The sequence below is a fragment of the Niallia sp. FSL W8-0177 genome (genome assembly GCF_038006285.1).
Classification (GTDB): Bacteria; Bacillota; Bacilli; order Bacillales; family Cytobacillaceae; genus Niallia; species Niallia circulans_A.
Genome location: NZ_JBBOUX010000001.1, coordinates 164,879 through 179,592 on the forward strand (window position 1 = coordinate 164,879; position 14,714 = coordinate 179,592).

Genomic DNA, 14,714 nt, shown 5'->3' on the forward strand with positions numbered 1-14,714 from the left:
TGGAGCACATATTTTTTTATGTAAGGGTGGATTAGCATGAACTTGGAGGAAATTAGTTTTCAAATTATTTTAAATGGAGGAAATGCTCGAGGTTTAGCAATGGAAGCAATAAATGATGCTAAAAGTGGCGACTTTTCTTTAGCAGAGCAAAAACTGGATGAAGCAAATGAAGCAATGCGCGTAGCTCATCGCTTTCAAACAGATTTGATTCAAGGGGAAGCTCGTGGAGAAAAATTTGAAATTCGGTTATTGCTTATCCATGCGCAAGATCATTTAATGAATGCCATGACTGTTGTTGATATGGCAAAGGAATTCATAGAACTTCATAAGAAACTACCTAACTAAGCTGGGAATTTGTTTGATTTTAATAAAAATCTTATTAATTATTGGAGGAATATAAAATGAAAAAAGCCCTAATTATTTGTGCAGCTGGTATGTCATCATCACTAATGGCAAAAAAGACAACGGAGTTTTTTAAATCAAAAGGTCAAGATATTGTATTAGATGCTATATCTGCAAATGAAGGCGGTAAGATGATTGAGAAGGGTGAATTTGATCTATATTTAGTAAGTCCGCAAACAAAGATGTATTTCAATAAGCTGAAAGAAACAGGGGATCGTGTAGGGAAGCCGGTTGTTAACATACCACCACAAGCGTATATTCCAATTCCGATGGGAATTGAAAAATTAGCAAACGTAATTTTACAGGAACTGCCGAACTAAGGTGCTAATGAATAGAAGAGAAGGAAGCTACTAGTTTTTCCCTTTCAACGACGGAGTCCGTTCGATCTAATTTCCACTATGAAAAATGAAAGCGGTATCTAATATTAGTTGAAATCTCAAATGAAGAAGCAAGTAGCGAAGAACAAGAGAAGGAGGGATTAATATGAATTATGAACAAAGAGCCTTGCTAGAAAAGCAAAGAAAGAAACAAAGTATAAAAACGATGTATTTTAATCGGTATTTACTTGTTCGTTATGTAACTGCACTATTCTTTTTTACCAATTTATATTGGTTTATTTCGTTGGTGCTAAGTGATTCAAAGCTGTTTTTTATTCCTTTCGTATTATTGCTCTTTATGATAGCTAGTGTTGTGGAGCAAGTGAAGATTTACAGCAGTCCTAGCCATCATCCTAAATTTACAAAATACAGTTTTACGGCATTGCTCGCTGCAAATGTAATTTGTATAGTGCCTGCTTGTTTTTCTTCTACTTTTGCTTTGCTTTATCCGTTCTTAATTAATCAAGATGAATCAAGAATGTTCATTCTAACTATTTTAATTTCGGGAATATTATTAGCTGCTTTCATGCTAAAACGATTGCACAAAATTAGTTTAAATGAAGATAAACACTATAGCCGCATTAAACTATATGAAAAAGTTATTAATTAACCATGGAAAAGAGGAGTTTATATGTCAGGAGAAAATAAAGTATTTGCTCTTTTTGAAAAATATCTCATGGGTCCAATGGGGAAAGTTGCCTCCTTCCGCTTTGTGCGGGCAGTAATGGCAGCAGGGATGGCTTCCATTCCCTTTACTATCGTTGGTTCTATGTTCCTAGTATTGAATGTATTGCCGCAGACACTTACTTTTTTAGAAGGATTTTTCAATAGTACTTTCTTTAAGATTAGTGACTTGTATATGTTAGCAAATAAATCAACAATGGGAATCCTAGCACTCTATTTTAACCTTGTCATCGGTTATGAGTATACGAAAATTATTGCTGAAGAAGACAACTTAAATTTAAATCCATTGAATGGGGCTTTACTATCTATGTTTGCCTTCTTTATGACCATTCCTATGCTCGTAATAGATGGCGGAAAAATCTCGCTTATTCATCAAATTGATGATGGAACAACCATTGTAAATGGCTGGGAGATGGTTGGTGATGGTGTGAGTCGGTTAGGTACTACAGGTATTTTTGCAGCAATTATTCTCGGGATTATCGCCGTGCAGTTATATAGATTATGTGTTAAACAAAATTGGGTAATTAAAATGCCTGAAGCAGTACCGGAGGGGGTATCTAGATCTTTTACAGCGCTAATTCCGGCCTTTTTAGTGGCTATTGTGATCTTAGTTATTAACGGTATTCTAGTAGCATTAGGTACAGATATTTTTAAAGTAGTAGCTGTTCCATTTAGCTTCGTTGTGAATTTAACAAACAGCTGGTTAGGAATCATGGTAATTTATTTCTTAATCCATGCCCTTTGGATTGTAGGAATTCATGGTGCAAATATTATCGGCGCATTCTTAACGCCTATTGTTCTATCTAATATGCAGTCAAACTTAGAGGGAAGTAATATTCCGTTTGCTGGAGAATTCTCAAACTCATTTGTCATTATGGGAGGATCTGGAGCAACTATTGGATTAGTGTTCTTCGTTGCCTTTTTAGCTAAGTCACAACAACTAAAGATATTAGGGAAAGCATCGCTTGCTCCTGGTATTTTCAATATTAATGAACCATTATTGTTCGGTCTGCCAATTGTTTATAATCCATATTTGGCAATCCCATTCTTCTTAGCACCAATGGCTTCGGCTTCGATTGGATATTGGGCCATTAAGTTAAAATTTGTTGATGCGATTATTGCACAAGTACCTTGGCCTTCGCCAATTGGTATAGGAGCATTTATTGGTACAGCGGGAGATTACATGGCTGTTATTGTAGCGATAATTTGCGGTGCTGTAGCATTTCTGGTTTGGTTCCCGTTTATTAAAATGTATGATAACAAGTTAGTAATACAAGAAAAAGGTGGAGAATCAGTATTATAGTCTAATAATTAAATTTGGAGAAACGAATACTTACACGAAGTATTTTCATTGTAGCTCTATTTATTTTAACAGGAAGAAGGCGGTTCTCCACGAAACGATAGACCGCTTTCTTTTTTTATTAACAAATTTATAACTTACAAGAAATAACATTCAATGGAGGAAGCTTATCATGACAAAAACAGCATTGTCAGAGAATTTCTTATGGGGAGGAGCAGTTGCGGCTCATCAGCTTGAAGGTGGCTGGAATAAAGGCGGAAAAGGTGTAAGTGTTGCGGATGTAATGACAGCAGCAAGACATGGTGTCGCTCGTCAGATTACAGATGGTGTGCTAGAAGGATACAATTATCCAAACCATGAAGCAATTGACTTTTATTCGCGCTACAAGGAAGATATTAAACTATTTGCAGAAATGGGATTTAAATGTTTCCGTACATCTATTGCTTGGACAAGAATTTTTCCAAATGGAGACGAGGCAGAACCAAATGAAGAAGGACTGCAATTCTATGATGATTTATTTGATGAGTTGTTAAAACATAATATTGAACCAGTTATTACACTTTCACACTTTGAATTACCTTATCATCTTGTAAAAAAATATGGTGGATTTAGAAATAGAAAGTGTATCGATTTCTTCGTTAAATATGCGGAAACGGTATTAAAACGCTACAAGGATAAAGTAAAGTATTGGATGACATTTAATGAAATCAATAACCAAGCAGATACAAGCATGGATTTCGCGAGCTTCACTAATTCAGGAATTAAATATGAGGAAGGGGAAAATCGGGAGCAAACGATGTATCAAGCCTCTCTTTATGAACTAATTGCTAGTGCAAAGGTAGTGAAGATTGGCCGGGAAATTAATCCTGATTTTAAAATTGGCTGTATGCTTGCCATTGTACCTGTTTATCCATATTCTTGTCATCCCGATGATGTTATGTATGCCGCAGAAGCAATGCATAATCGCTGGTTCTTTGGCGATGTACATGTTAGAGGAGAGATTCCTAATTATACGAAGAAATATTGGGAACGCAATGGATTTGAAATAGATATCACGAAAGAGGATGAAAAGATTCTCAAAGAAGGTACCGTAGATTATATTGGTTTTAGTTATTATATGTCTAAAGTAGTGAGTAGCCGTGAAGTAGAAGGCAGTGAATCTGATGGCGAATTTGGCCACGTTATTCGCAATCCTTATGTAGAAGCGAGCGATTGGGGCTGGCAAATAGATCCCGTAGGTCTTCGTTATTCATTAAATGCTCTATATGAAAGATATAATATTCCCTTATTTATTGTGGAAAATGGTCTAGGAGCAAGGGATACGTTGGAAGAAGATGGATCAATTAATGATGAGTATCGAATTCAATATTTCCGTGATCATATTGCCGAAATGAAAAAAGCAGTCGAATTAGATGGTGTTGACTTAATCGGCTATACACCATGGGGCTGTATTGATTTAGTTAGCGCGGGAACAGGTGAAATGGAAAAACGTTACGGCTTTATTTATGTAGATAAAGATAATGAAGGAAAAGGTTCCTTAGCGAGAAGCAAGAAGAAATCATTTGATTGGTACAAACACGTTATTGAAACAAATGGGGAAGAACTTTGATCTTTTTCTAAGGCATGCCTTCTGTTGTACCTATTAATCTAGCTGGTAGGTCAGGATTTGCTTTCATAGTCTAAATGGAGTTTGCTTTAAACTCCATTTTTTCCTATGTGCTGGACTTAAATGTATAATTTAGTAAGTTGAGTAAAAATAGTCCAATGAATGGACGATGAAGGGAGCTGATTAAAATTGGCTTTACTATCAAGCCGGCAGAAAGACATCCTAGTTCTTTTATCAGAATCAAAGGAGCCTGTTACTTCAGACTGGATGGCTAAAGAATTGGGTGTCAGTGATCGGACTATTCGTAAAGAAATAAAATTGATGCAGGACACGACAGAGTCATGTGGGACCATAATCGATTCCATTAGAGGAAAAGGCTATATACTGAATATCGTTAATCCTGCCTTATTTTCCAATACTATTCATGAACATTTTAACGATAAAAAAAAGCCAGTGGATGATTTTGCCGATAAAAATACGAGAGTCCTCTATATTTTAAAGCGTTTATTTCTAGAAAAGGATTTTATTAAACTAGAAAACTTTACAGATGAGCTGTTTATATCGATGTCTACCTTGAATAATGATTTAAAAATAGTGAAAGAGATTCTAGATAAATATAACTTGAAATTAATAAACAGACCACACTATGGCTCGAAAGTGCAGGGTGATGAATATATGAAACGGTTATGTTTATCCAATTTCTTATTAAGTCGCAATCAAGAGACATTTGTTAAAGAAGACTCTCTGCAGCTTATTGATCAAAATCTTTTAAAAAAGATTAAAGAGGTTATCATACAAAAGGTAGTTAAATATAAAATTGATATATCTGATATTTCTTTGGAAAACCTAGCCACACATATAGCGATTGCATGCAGGAGAATTCAGGAAGGCTTTGTAATAGAAGAGTTAACAGATGTTCTAGTGGAAGAGTATCCATTTGAAAAGATAGTAGCAGACGAGATTACTAGTAAAGTAGAAGAGTTTACGGGTCTAACGTTTCCTAACACAGAAATATATTATATTATTGTTCATTTACTCGGAACAAAGCTCTTGCATAAAAGAGAGCTAGTCGAATTCAGTAAATTTGATGAGGCGGGGACAATCATAAATGAGATGATAGAAAGACTTCGCACTGAATTGAATTGGGACTTTCGCCAAGATCGAGAGTTTATCCAAGCTTTAACCTTGCATATCCGTCCTGCCATGAATCGATTGCGTAATAAAATGAGTATACGTAATCCTTTACTAAACGATATTAAGAAAAAATATCCTGCTGCCTTTGAAGGAGCTATTATAGCTAGCAAATGTATAGAGGAATACTTAGGGATGGAAGTGGTAGAAGATGAAATTGCTTATATCTCTCTTCATATAGGTGTTGCGCTCGAACGATTAGAATTAGAGAAGAAGAAAAGAAAAAAAGCAATCATTGTTTGTGCATCAGGTGTGGGGAGTGCTAAGTTACTGTATTATCGCTTGCAAAATAGATTTGAACAAGAACTGGAAATAATAGATACCATTAATTATTATAATTTATCCTCATATGACCTGACGGATATTGAGTTAATTATTAGCACCATTCCGATAAGGGAAGATTTTGGTATACCAGTCCAAGTGGTGAATACTTTCTTAGAGGACAAGGATATACGATCTATTCATGACCATCTAAAAGCTGCTTCTTATAAGGTAGGGAATTACTTAGATGCATCTAGAATTTATCTTCAATTAGACTTGCCAGATAAAGAAAGCATTATAGAATTTCTAAGTAAGGAGTTATATCAATTAAATCTTGTACCAGCAGACTATATGAATCTTGTTTTAGAAAGAGAGGCAATAGCCCCGACTAGCTATGGGAATCTCGTGGCTGTTCCCCATCCCTTGGTTCCCGTAACGCAAGAGACCTTTTGGACAGTGTGCACATTGAAAAATCCAATCCAATGGAATGAGCAGCAAATGGTTCAATTTGTTTGCCTATTGAATATTAAAGAGGGAACACATAGTGAATTGGATGGCATGTTTAAAAAGTTAATTTCTATTATCGAAAATAAGTCGATTGTGCAAAAAATCATCAAAAGTAAAGATGCAGATGAGTTAATAGAGTTACTAAATTGACGAATAAGATCATACTTTGTATTGGTTAATTAAAATTAATATGACGTTTAAACAAGTCATGTCTTATTATGTTTATCAAGAACCAGAATCATGATACGTATAGACTGAATAACTAACTTTGATGAGTCTCATTTATTATTAACAGAATTAAGCTATTTTCCTCAAGGATTTGGAAAAAATTATGATTGAAAGCCTAAATAGTGCATTAAAAGAAATGGAAACACTTTCATCTACAACAAATTTCTATTTCCAAGTCAATAATAAGGACAACTTCTTTATTGAAGCAAGCTGTTTAAGTATAAATGGGAAAGAGTATAGAAACTTGATTACAGATGATAAAGAATTAAAGAAACTATTATATTGAATTTTTATCCTTCAGAGCTGAGATTTTCAAAATAATCTTAGCCTTTTCTTTTCATATGACATACCATCATAAAGAAATCTCTTTGCGTCTTGACAAACAAATCTAATATGTATTACTATATACCAGTAATAAGTAATACTTGATATCTATAACACAATGTACTGATGATGCATAGTATTGAAATATAAAATAACTGTAAGTGAGGTGGAAATGTGGAAAATATTACAGAGATGTTGAAAGGAGTGCTTGAGGGGTGTGTGCTTGAGATTATAAGCCGGGGGGAAACTTACGGGTATGAAATCACGCAGCAACTGCGAGAGCTTGGTTTCACGGATGTAGTGGAAGGGACTGTTTATACGATTACCATGCGGCTGGAGAAAAACAATTTAGTTGATATCGAGAAGAAGCCATCCAATATGGGGCCGCCAAGAAAATTTTACAAGCTGAATGCAGCTGGCCAAGAGCAGCTTAAAATGTTTTGGGAAAAATGGGAGTTTGTATCAAGCAAAATTAATGAACTTAAATCAAAGGAGATGTTGTAATATGAGTATTTTTGAAAAGATAGTTGGCAGTCTGGAAGAAAAACGGGAATGGAAGGCGATGGAGGCACGTGCAAAAGCACTTCCAGGTGAATATAGCAATGCTTATAAAGCAATTCAAAAATATATATGGAATGCTGGTGGTGGTCCCACTGATTGGGAGGGCAGCAGCCGCATTTTTAACGGTATTCTTGATCTCTTCGAGGCAGGAGCAGCTGAAGGAAAGAAAGTTACTGACCTTACAGGTGCGGATGTAGCAGCTTTTTGTGACGAGCTAGTGAAGGATGAGGAAACTTGGAATGATAAGTATCGGAAAAAATTAAATGATACTATTGGTCGTGGATAACCGCAATTGTCTATTGAGGTTTAAGCTAATGATGTAAATCTTAAATTTTAGTCGGATTGGCTTCATCCGCAGTATCATGAATAAATCAACATGAAACGATTTTAGCAAAAGTAAACAAAAAGGCTATTATGGACTGGATGGTTGTTGCCAAGGTGAATTGTTAACTATTCAGTTATTTTTTTATATCGGTAGTAAGTGATACAGAATATCAGTCAGGCTAAATAGCTGAATGCTGCCAATATAGTTTTAGGTAAGCACTTCTATAAGGAGGGAAAAGCATGAGTGAAACAGCAATTTCTGTAAAGGGATTAAAGAAATCCTTTAAAGCCAAACAAGTATTAAAGGGGATAGATTTTGAGGTGAGGCGTGGCGAAATTTTTGCATTGCTAGGTTCAAATGGAGCGGGCAAAACGACGATAGTTAACATTCTCTCCACGTTGATGAAACCTGATGATGGAAAAGGAAGTATAGATGGTTTTGACATCCATCGTCAACCAGATAATGTCCGTCAAAGCATCAGTCTGACAGGGCAGTTTGCAGCATTAGATGGCATGCTTACTGGTCGTGAAAATCTAATCATGGTTGCAAAGCTGCGGGGAGTTTCTAATCCAGTCCAGGCTGCTGACCATTTGCTTGCTAGATTCAGCCTGACTGACACAGCCAACCAGAGAGCAGATCAATATTCGGGAGGGATGAAGCGTAGACTTGACATTGCCATGAGTTTAATCGGAAAGCCGTCTGTAATTTTTCTTGATGAACCAACGACAGGACTTGATCCTGAGGCGCGGATGGAAGTTTGGGATACAGTCAAGGTGCTTGCGGGCGGTGGCACAACCATCTTGCTAACGACTCAGTATTTGGAGGAAGCGGAACAGCTAGCAGACCGTATTGCCATCTTACATGGCGGAAAAATTATCACTACTGGTACTCTGACTGAACTTCAAGAGATGTTTCCACCAAGAAAAGTGGAGTATATCGAGAAGCAGCCGACATTGGAGGAAATTTTCCTCGCAATAATTGGCAAAAAGGAGAGAATGTAAATGAAAAGTAAAACATGGGTTCTACTAGGACGTTTAATGCGCAATATTATGCGCAGCCCAGACACGATAATTACAGTGGCGATTACGCCGATTATGATGATGCTGCTGTTTGTCTATGTATTTGGTGGTGCGATAGAAACTGGTACGGATAACTACGTCAATTATTTACTGCCAGGCATTCTGCTGATGGCAATCGCATCCGGTGTTGCTTACACTTCGCTGCGGCTGTTTACGGATGTGAAAAGCGGGCTGATGGCACGCTTTGTTACAATGCCTATTAAACGTTCGTCGATATTATGGGCGCATGTGTTGACTTCAATTATTTCCAATATGCTTACTGTGGTGGTCGTTATCCTTGCTGCGCTTTTGATGGGCTTTCGTTCCAATGCGGCTATTATAGATTGGTTTGCGATAGCTGGGATACTAGGACTATTTACACTTGCACTAACATGGCTAGCCGTCATTCCTGGCTTAAGAGCAGGAACTATGGAAGGAGCTACAGCTTATTCATACCCGCTGATTTTTCTGCCGTTTATCAGTTCAGCCTTTGTTCCTACCGAAACCATGCCTAAGCTTATCCGTGTGTTCGCAGAGAATCAGCCTGTGACCTCCATTGTAAATGCCATTCGTGCTCTTTTGTATGAAGGCACCGTTAGAAATGATATCTGGATAGCTCTTGGCTGGTGTGTCGGTATCATGGCTATCGCTTATTTCTTCGCTAATAAAGCATTTAAACGCCAGTTAGGGTAACTAACCTGTAGGGTATCTAATCTGGGGAAGGGATAATGGCTGCTTGCGATTAATTAACCTTTTAAGAACGATGAATTCACATTAATGATTAAATGTGGTTCATCGTTTTTGCTTATGAAAAAGAGGTTTCTTTCATATGAAAATTTAGAGGAATTGAATATCTGAATAAATAATGGTTATAGCATTTACTATTTGTGGTATAACAACCATGAATACATATTTAATTTCCGGAATTCAATTGAGAATCATTTTCAACGGTTGGAATTTAGTGTATAATCTTCGTGGGGAAGCGGAACCTAACAGTATGCTCATTAACGCTCATTAAATACAAGGAGTTTGATTGTATGGAAAATAAACATAATCAAGAGGAAAACGATAATATTGAGGTCTGGGAGGATCTCATCAATATAAAAGATTTAGTGATCGCACTAATAATTTGTAGTATAACGACTATGGGTGCCTATTTTATTGCACCAAATGAGGCACCAAAGCCTTTGTTTTTTGGACTTGGTGGTGCCATTATCGGTTTTATTATTTGTAGTTTTATCATTAAGCCAAAAAGAAACTTTGAAAGAACGGGAGAAAAATAATGGATATCGTATTAATTATTGAGATGATTGCTGCTGCCGTTTTAGCAGCTGTATTGTATACCATAATTGGTGTAGCACCGGGGACAGACGAAACGGCTGTTTTAGCACCGGTAACGCTGGCGATTGTACTTGCGGGGGTAGAGCCTATTGTGGTTTTAACCTTTTTTATGTCTGCAATTGTAGCAAATAAAGTCACCGATTCTATTCCAGTCGCACTTGCTGGAATTCCAGGGGGAGTGATGGCGACCCCGATGGTAGAGCATGCCCTCGTGTTAAAAAAACATGGCATGCCAGATATCAGTATTCGCAAAATGGCATCTGGATCTGTAATCGGGACGCTTGTATCGGTTCCTGTGAGCTTATTGATGGCGCAAGTCTTAATTCCATTCTCTGATGTCATTAAAGAATATGCAAACCCTCTCTTTTTCATTGGTGCCGTTTTACTGGCATTAATGACGAAAAATAAGCTTTTATCACTTCTAGTGATCCTGCCGTTTGCTCTCTTAATAGAAGGGTTACGCCATCTTTATTGGGGAATTGGGGTTGTGCCTGAAGGAACGAATGTCTTCATATCCTTTTTCTTAGGAATTACCATTGGCCCTGTCATTTTGACATTGTTTGAACTATTACATAAAGAAAAACGAGCTAGTATGCCAAGATATCCAAAGAAAACGATTCGTTTTGCGGAAACGAATACCTCTAAAGGTTTTCCAAATCCTTTTAAAATATTGACCAAACAGGAAACGGGAACAAGTATGCTTGCCAGCTTTATTGGCTCTATTACCTTTATTATGAGTCCTGTCGGTATGACTATTTTCCTTGGAGAAGTATTTTCAAGTCGCATCAAGGATCCTGTGAAAAAAGCATCAGTAGCAATCGCTTCAATGGAAGGATTGACAAATGCTACGTATATTTCTGGAACATTAATTCCTTTGATTGCGCTTGGTATCCCGTTGTCTCCAATGGCAATTGGCCCAGCAAATGCTCTCTTTAACGCACCGCCAGTGTTCACGCCAGAGCATAATTTGCATCATCTCTTATCAAATGCAGATTTTGTGTGGGCAACATTAATCGGGGCAACGATAGCTCTTGTAATTACTTATTTTGTCGCTGTAAAGTATGCTAATCAAATTTGTGCCTTTGTGTTTCGCTGGGTTCCCCATGAAGCAATTCTAGGACTATTTTTTGGACTTGTGTTATTATTAGCTTTTATGGACGCTGGTTGGATAAATATCATCGGTGTACTTGTTATCGGTTTATTTGCTGGTATGCTGCACCGCTGGGGCGTCAATTATGGCGTTCAGTTTATGATCCTTTATTCAGCACCGTGGATCATTAGTTGGTTTTAAAAATCCTAACAGATATATATTTATATGAAAGTGGGGATATCGATGCTTGAAACTCCACAAAAAATTGCGGTAGGCCGAGCACATAGTAAGTTAATTTTAATTGGGGAGCACTCGGTTGTTTATGGACAGCCGGCCATTGCTTTTCCGTTTAAACAAATAGAAGTAAAAGTAACTGTTAAGAATATCGGGGGAAGTTCGATACAAATCGAAAGTCCTTTTTATCAAGGACCAATAGAGCAAATTCCTGAAAAGATGGAGGGAATTGGTGATTGTATTATCCAGACATTAAAGGTTTTGGAGCAGCAGTCTTCCGGTTTAGAAATTAAGATTTCCTCCACGATTCCGATTGGACGAGGACTAGGTTCAAGTGCGGCAATTGCGATCGCGCTTGTTCGCGGTCTTTTTGCCTTTTTCAATCAAAAGCTAAGCAACAGTCAATTAATGATCTTGGTGGAGCGGGCGGAAAAATTTGCGCATGGAACACCAAGTGGGATCGATATGATGACAGCTGCTAGCGCCACTCCGATTTGGTTTCAAAAGCAGCAAGAGGTTGAACATGTGCAAATTGGCGCGCCATTTCATCTGGTTATAGCAGATAGTGGCAGGGTTGGCGATACTTTTGCAGCGGTTAAATCAATCCGAGATAAGTATGAAATTAAGCCTGAGCAAATAGAGGAATCTATCACACTACTTGGCATATTAACACAAGAGACGCGAGTAGCACTTGCTGCAGGTGATTTTCAACTGGTTGGCGACAAATTAAATCAAGCACACCAGCATTTAGGTTTGTTAGGTGTCAGTGATTCTGGATTAGATGATTTAGTAGACACTGCTCGATCTGCTGGAGCAGTTGGTGCAAAATTAACAGGCGGTGGCCGCGGTGGCTGTATTTTAGCATTAGTGGAAAATGAGCAGCTTGGAAAAAAAGTTGCCGATGCTTTGCTGGAAGCTGGTGCTGCCCAAACATGGCAATACACAATAGCTGAATGCTAGTAACAATGGAGGAGTGTGATTAATGGAAGCGATCGCTCGAGCTCATACGAATATTGCGTTAATCAAATATTGGGGAAAACGGAATACCCAATTGTTTTTACCGACAAATAGTAGTTTGTCGATAACATTAGATCATTTTTACACAGAAACCAAGGTGCAGTTTTCTGACCGGTTTGAGAAGGACAGCTTGATATTAGATGGAAGCCAAGTCTCTGATCGAGAAATTGGGAAAATAACAGCCTTTCTTGATCATGTCCGGAACATTGCTGGCACAAAAGCTTTTGCAAAGGTGACATCGGTGAACCATGTGCCGACAGCTGCTGGTTTTGCTTCCTCTGCTTCGGGATATGCAGCATTAGCTGCGGCAGCAAGTAAAGCATTACAGCTAGGTTTAACAGGGACAGAACTTTCCGCTTTAGCCCGTCAAGGATCTGGCTCTGCTTCCCGCTCTATTTTTGGAGGATTTGTAGAATGGCAAAAAGGCGAGAAGACAGACGGAACGGATTCGTTTGCAACGCAAATTTTAGACGAAAAAGCATGGGATCTGAGCGTCCTTTCTGTTGTAGTGGAAGCTGGTCCTAAATCGGTATCGAGCCGAGACGGCATGCAGCGGACAGTGGAAACTTCTCCTTTCTATGCGGGCTGGTTAGCGACAGTAGATGAGGATTTACAGCAGATGAAAGAAGCGATAAATGCACGTGATTTTACAAAGCTAGGTGAAATTGCCGAGGCAAATGCGATGAAAATGCATGCTACAACGTTAGGGGCAAAGCCGCCGTTTTTATATTGGCAAAGTGCAACGCTCGATGTTATGCAACAGGTGATGGAATTGCGTCAACAAGGACTAGAGGCTTATTTCACCATTGATGCTGGACCGAATGTAAAAGTCCTCTGCAAACCAGAGCAAGAACATATAATCAAAGAAAAGCTGGCAGCAGTAGCTTCTGTTCGTGATGTAGTTGTATGTCATCCAGGCCCTGGAATTCAATATTTATCTGAATGGGTGGGATAATGGTAAAATAAATAGGAAGAGGGATCGTTAAAGAAAACTTATCCCTCACGGAGGAAAGTGGCATTTATCGAGTCTTTACGGACAATTTATCCACACCTGTTCTTGGAGCTTACTTCCAGTTAAGTGTGGCATAAATGAGGACTTTTAAAAGGAGTGAGTCCAGATGCATGAAATAAAAGTTCCGGGTAAACTGTTTATTGCTGGGGAATATGCAGTGCTAGAACCAGGCTATCCAGCAATCGTTGTAGCAGTTGACCGGTTTATTACAGCGAAAGTGACATTTAGTGAAAAACAGATGCTGTCCTTGCCACAAATAGGACTTCCCAATGTTGCTTGCCGATTCGAGCATGGACAAGTCGTTTTGGAAGATACTGATGCAAGATTGGAATTTATCGAAAACACATTAGCTGTAGTTCATCAGTATTTACGAGAAAAGTCTGTTCATACGAAGCCTTTTTCACTTAGTATTACTAGCGAATTAGATGATGTTTCCACTGGTCGGAAATATGGCCTAGGATCTAGTGCAGCAGTAGTTGTTGCGGTCGTATCCTCCATTTTAATGTTGTATCAAGATCAACTAACTGTTACGAAAAAACATATTTATAAGCTCGCTGCAATCGCTCATTATCAGACACAAGGCAGTGGCTCCTGTGCAGATGTAGCAGCATCGACATATGGCGGCTGGCTCCACTATGCAGCATTTAAAGCAAGCTGGTTAAAAGGAAAGCTTGCAGACAAAGGTTCTATTTCTGAATTGGTGGAAGAGAATTGGCCCTATCTCCAGATAGAACAGCTAGAAGCGCCTGAAGAATTAGTGCTTGCTGTCGGCTGGACAGGCAGTGCTGCAAAAACGGCTTCTTTAATAAAAAAGATTGAACCATTAAAGCAGCAAGATTCCCATATCTATCAAGGATTCCTTCAGAAAAGTCGCGATGCTGTTTCCGCGATGGTGGAAGGCTTTAAACAAAACGATATAACGATGGTGATGGCGAGTTTATCCGCTAACCGTTCTGCTTTATTAGAGCTAAGTCGAGAAACTGGCGGGGCAATTGAAACGACGGAATTAGAAAAGCTAATTCAGATTGCTGATCGTTTTGGAGCTGGAAAATCATCTGGTGCTGGCGGCGGCGATTGTGGAATTGCTTTTACAAGCATGAACAAGCTGGAACGATTACATAAAGAATGGCAGGAGGCTGGTGTCGTACCTTTAGATATCCTCCCTGCAGCCAAAAATAATGAGACTGGAGTTTAGA

At 38.3% G+C, this 14,714-nt stretch carries 16 protein-coding genes; all 16 read left to right on the forward strand.

Going from position 1 to position 14,714, the window contains the following annotated elements; all coding sequences use genetic code 11:
• Positions 1 to 36 precede the first annotated feature (36 nt).
• On the forward strand, positions 37 to 345 hold the full coding sequence (locus NST77_RS00795; RefSeq protein ID WP_047943303.1) for a PTS lactose/cellobiose transporter subunit IIA: 309 nt from the start codon (positions 37 to 39) through the stop codon (positions 343 to 345).
• Between the two features lie 56 nt (positions 346 to 401).
• A complete protein-coding gene (locus NST77_RS00800; protein WP_095333496.1) occupies positions 402 to 722 on the forward strand; it encodes a PTS cellobiose transporter subunit IIB in 321 nt (106 codons plus the stop codon).
• 163 nt (positions 723 to 885) lie between these two features.
• Positions 886 to 1,389 (forward strand): hypothetical protein, encoded by a 504-nt coding sequence (locus NST77_RS00805; protein WP_095333499.1) that lies wholly within the window; start codon positions 886 to 888, stop codon positions 1,387 to 1,389.
• A 21-nt stretch (positions 1,390 to 1,410) separates the two neighbouring features.
• Complete coding sequence (gene celB, locus NST77_RS00810; protein WP_095333501.1) at positions 1,411 to 2,766, forward strand: PTS cellobiose transporter subunit IIC; 1,356 nt, start codon at positions 1,411 to 1,413, stop codon at positions 2,764 to 2,766.
• 169 nt (positions 2,767 to 2,935) lie between these two features.
• Positions 2,936 to 4,372 (forward strand): 6-phospho-beta-glucosidase, encoded by a 1,437-nt coding sequence (locus NST77_RS00815; protein ID WP_341122659.1) that lies wholly within the window; start codon positions 2,936 to 2,938, stop codon positions 4,370 to 4,372.
• Positions 4,373 to 4,558: 186 nt separating this feature from the next.
• Complete coding sequence (locus tag NST77_RS00820) at positions 4,559 to 6,478, forward strand: BglG family transcription antiterminator (protein WP_341122660.1); 1,920 nt, start codon at positions 4,559 to 4,561, stop codon at positions 6,476 to 6,478.
• 169 nt (positions 6,479 to 6,647) lie between these two features.
• Positions 6,648 to 6,842, forward strand: a complete 195-nt coding sequence (locus NST77_RS00825) for a YxiG family protein (RefSeq protein WP_418789598.1) — start codon at positions 6,648 to 6,650, stop codon at positions 6,840 to 6,842.
• Between the two features lie 212 nt (positions 6,843 to 7,054).
• Entirely contained in the window at positions 7,055 to 7,384 is a 330-nt protein-coding gene (locus tag NST77_RS00830; RefSeq protein ID WP_095333508.1) for a PadR family transcriptional regulator, read from the forward strand.
• A 1-nt stretch (position 7,385) separates the two neighbouring features.
• Complete coding sequence (locus NST77_RS00835) at positions 7,386 to 7,727, forward strand: DUF1048 domain-containing protein (RefSeq protein ID WP_341122661.1); 342 nt, start codon at positions 7,386 to 7,388, stop codon at positions 7,725 to 7,727.
• A 278-nt stretch (positions 7,728 to 8,005) separates the two neighbouring features.
• Complete coding sequence (locus tag NST77_RS00840) at positions 8,006 to 8,767, forward strand: ABC transporter ATP-binding protein (RefSeq protein ID WP_341122662.1); 762 nt, start codon at positions 8,006 to 8,008, stop codon at positions 8,765 to 8,767.
• Complete coding sequence (locus tag NST77_RS00845; RefSeq protein WP_123259921.1) at positions 8,768 to 9,517, forward strand: ABC transporter permease; 750 nt, start codon at positions 8,768 to 8,770, stop codon at positions 9,515 to 9,517.
• A 344-nt stretch (positions 9,518 to 9,861) separates the two neighbouring features.
• Complete coding sequence (locus NST77_RS00850) at positions 9,862 to 10,107, forward strand: hypothetical protein (RefSeq protein WP_095333519.1); 246 nt, start codon at positions 9,862 to 9,864, stop codon at positions 10,105 to 10,107.
• Positions 10,107 to 11,456 carry a tripartite tricarboxylate transporter permease gene (locus tag NST77_RS00855; RefSeq protein ID WP_095333521.1) on the forward strand — a complete coding sequence of 450 codons (1,350 nt, stop codon included), beginning with the start codon at positions 10,107 to 10,109 and terminating at the stop codon, positions 11,454 to 11,456. The genes NST77_RS00850 and NST77_RS00855 overlap by 1 nt, the downstream gene beginning before the upstream one ends.
• Positions 11,457 to 11,498: 42 nt before the next feature.
• A complete protein-coding gene (gene mvk, locus NST77_RS00860; RefSeq protein WP_095333523.1) occupies positions 11,499 to 12,449 on the forward strand; it encodes a mevalonate kinase in 951 nt (316 codons plus the stop codon).
• Positions 12,450 to 12,471: 22 nt separating this feature from the next.
• Entirely contained in the window at positions 12,472 to 13,461 is a 990-nt protein-coding gene (gene mvaD / locus NST77_RS00865; protein ID WP_095333525.1) for a diphosphomevalonate decarboxylase, read from the forward strand.
• Between the two features lie 163 nt (positions 13,462 to 13,624).
• On the forward strand, positions 13,625 to 14,713 hold the full coding sequence (locus NST77_RS00870) for a phosphomevalonate kinase (RefSeq protein ID WP_163185255.1): 1,089 nt from the start codon (positions 13,625 to 13,627) through the stop codon (positions 14,711 to 14,713).
• Position 14,714 lies beyond the last annotated feature (1 nt).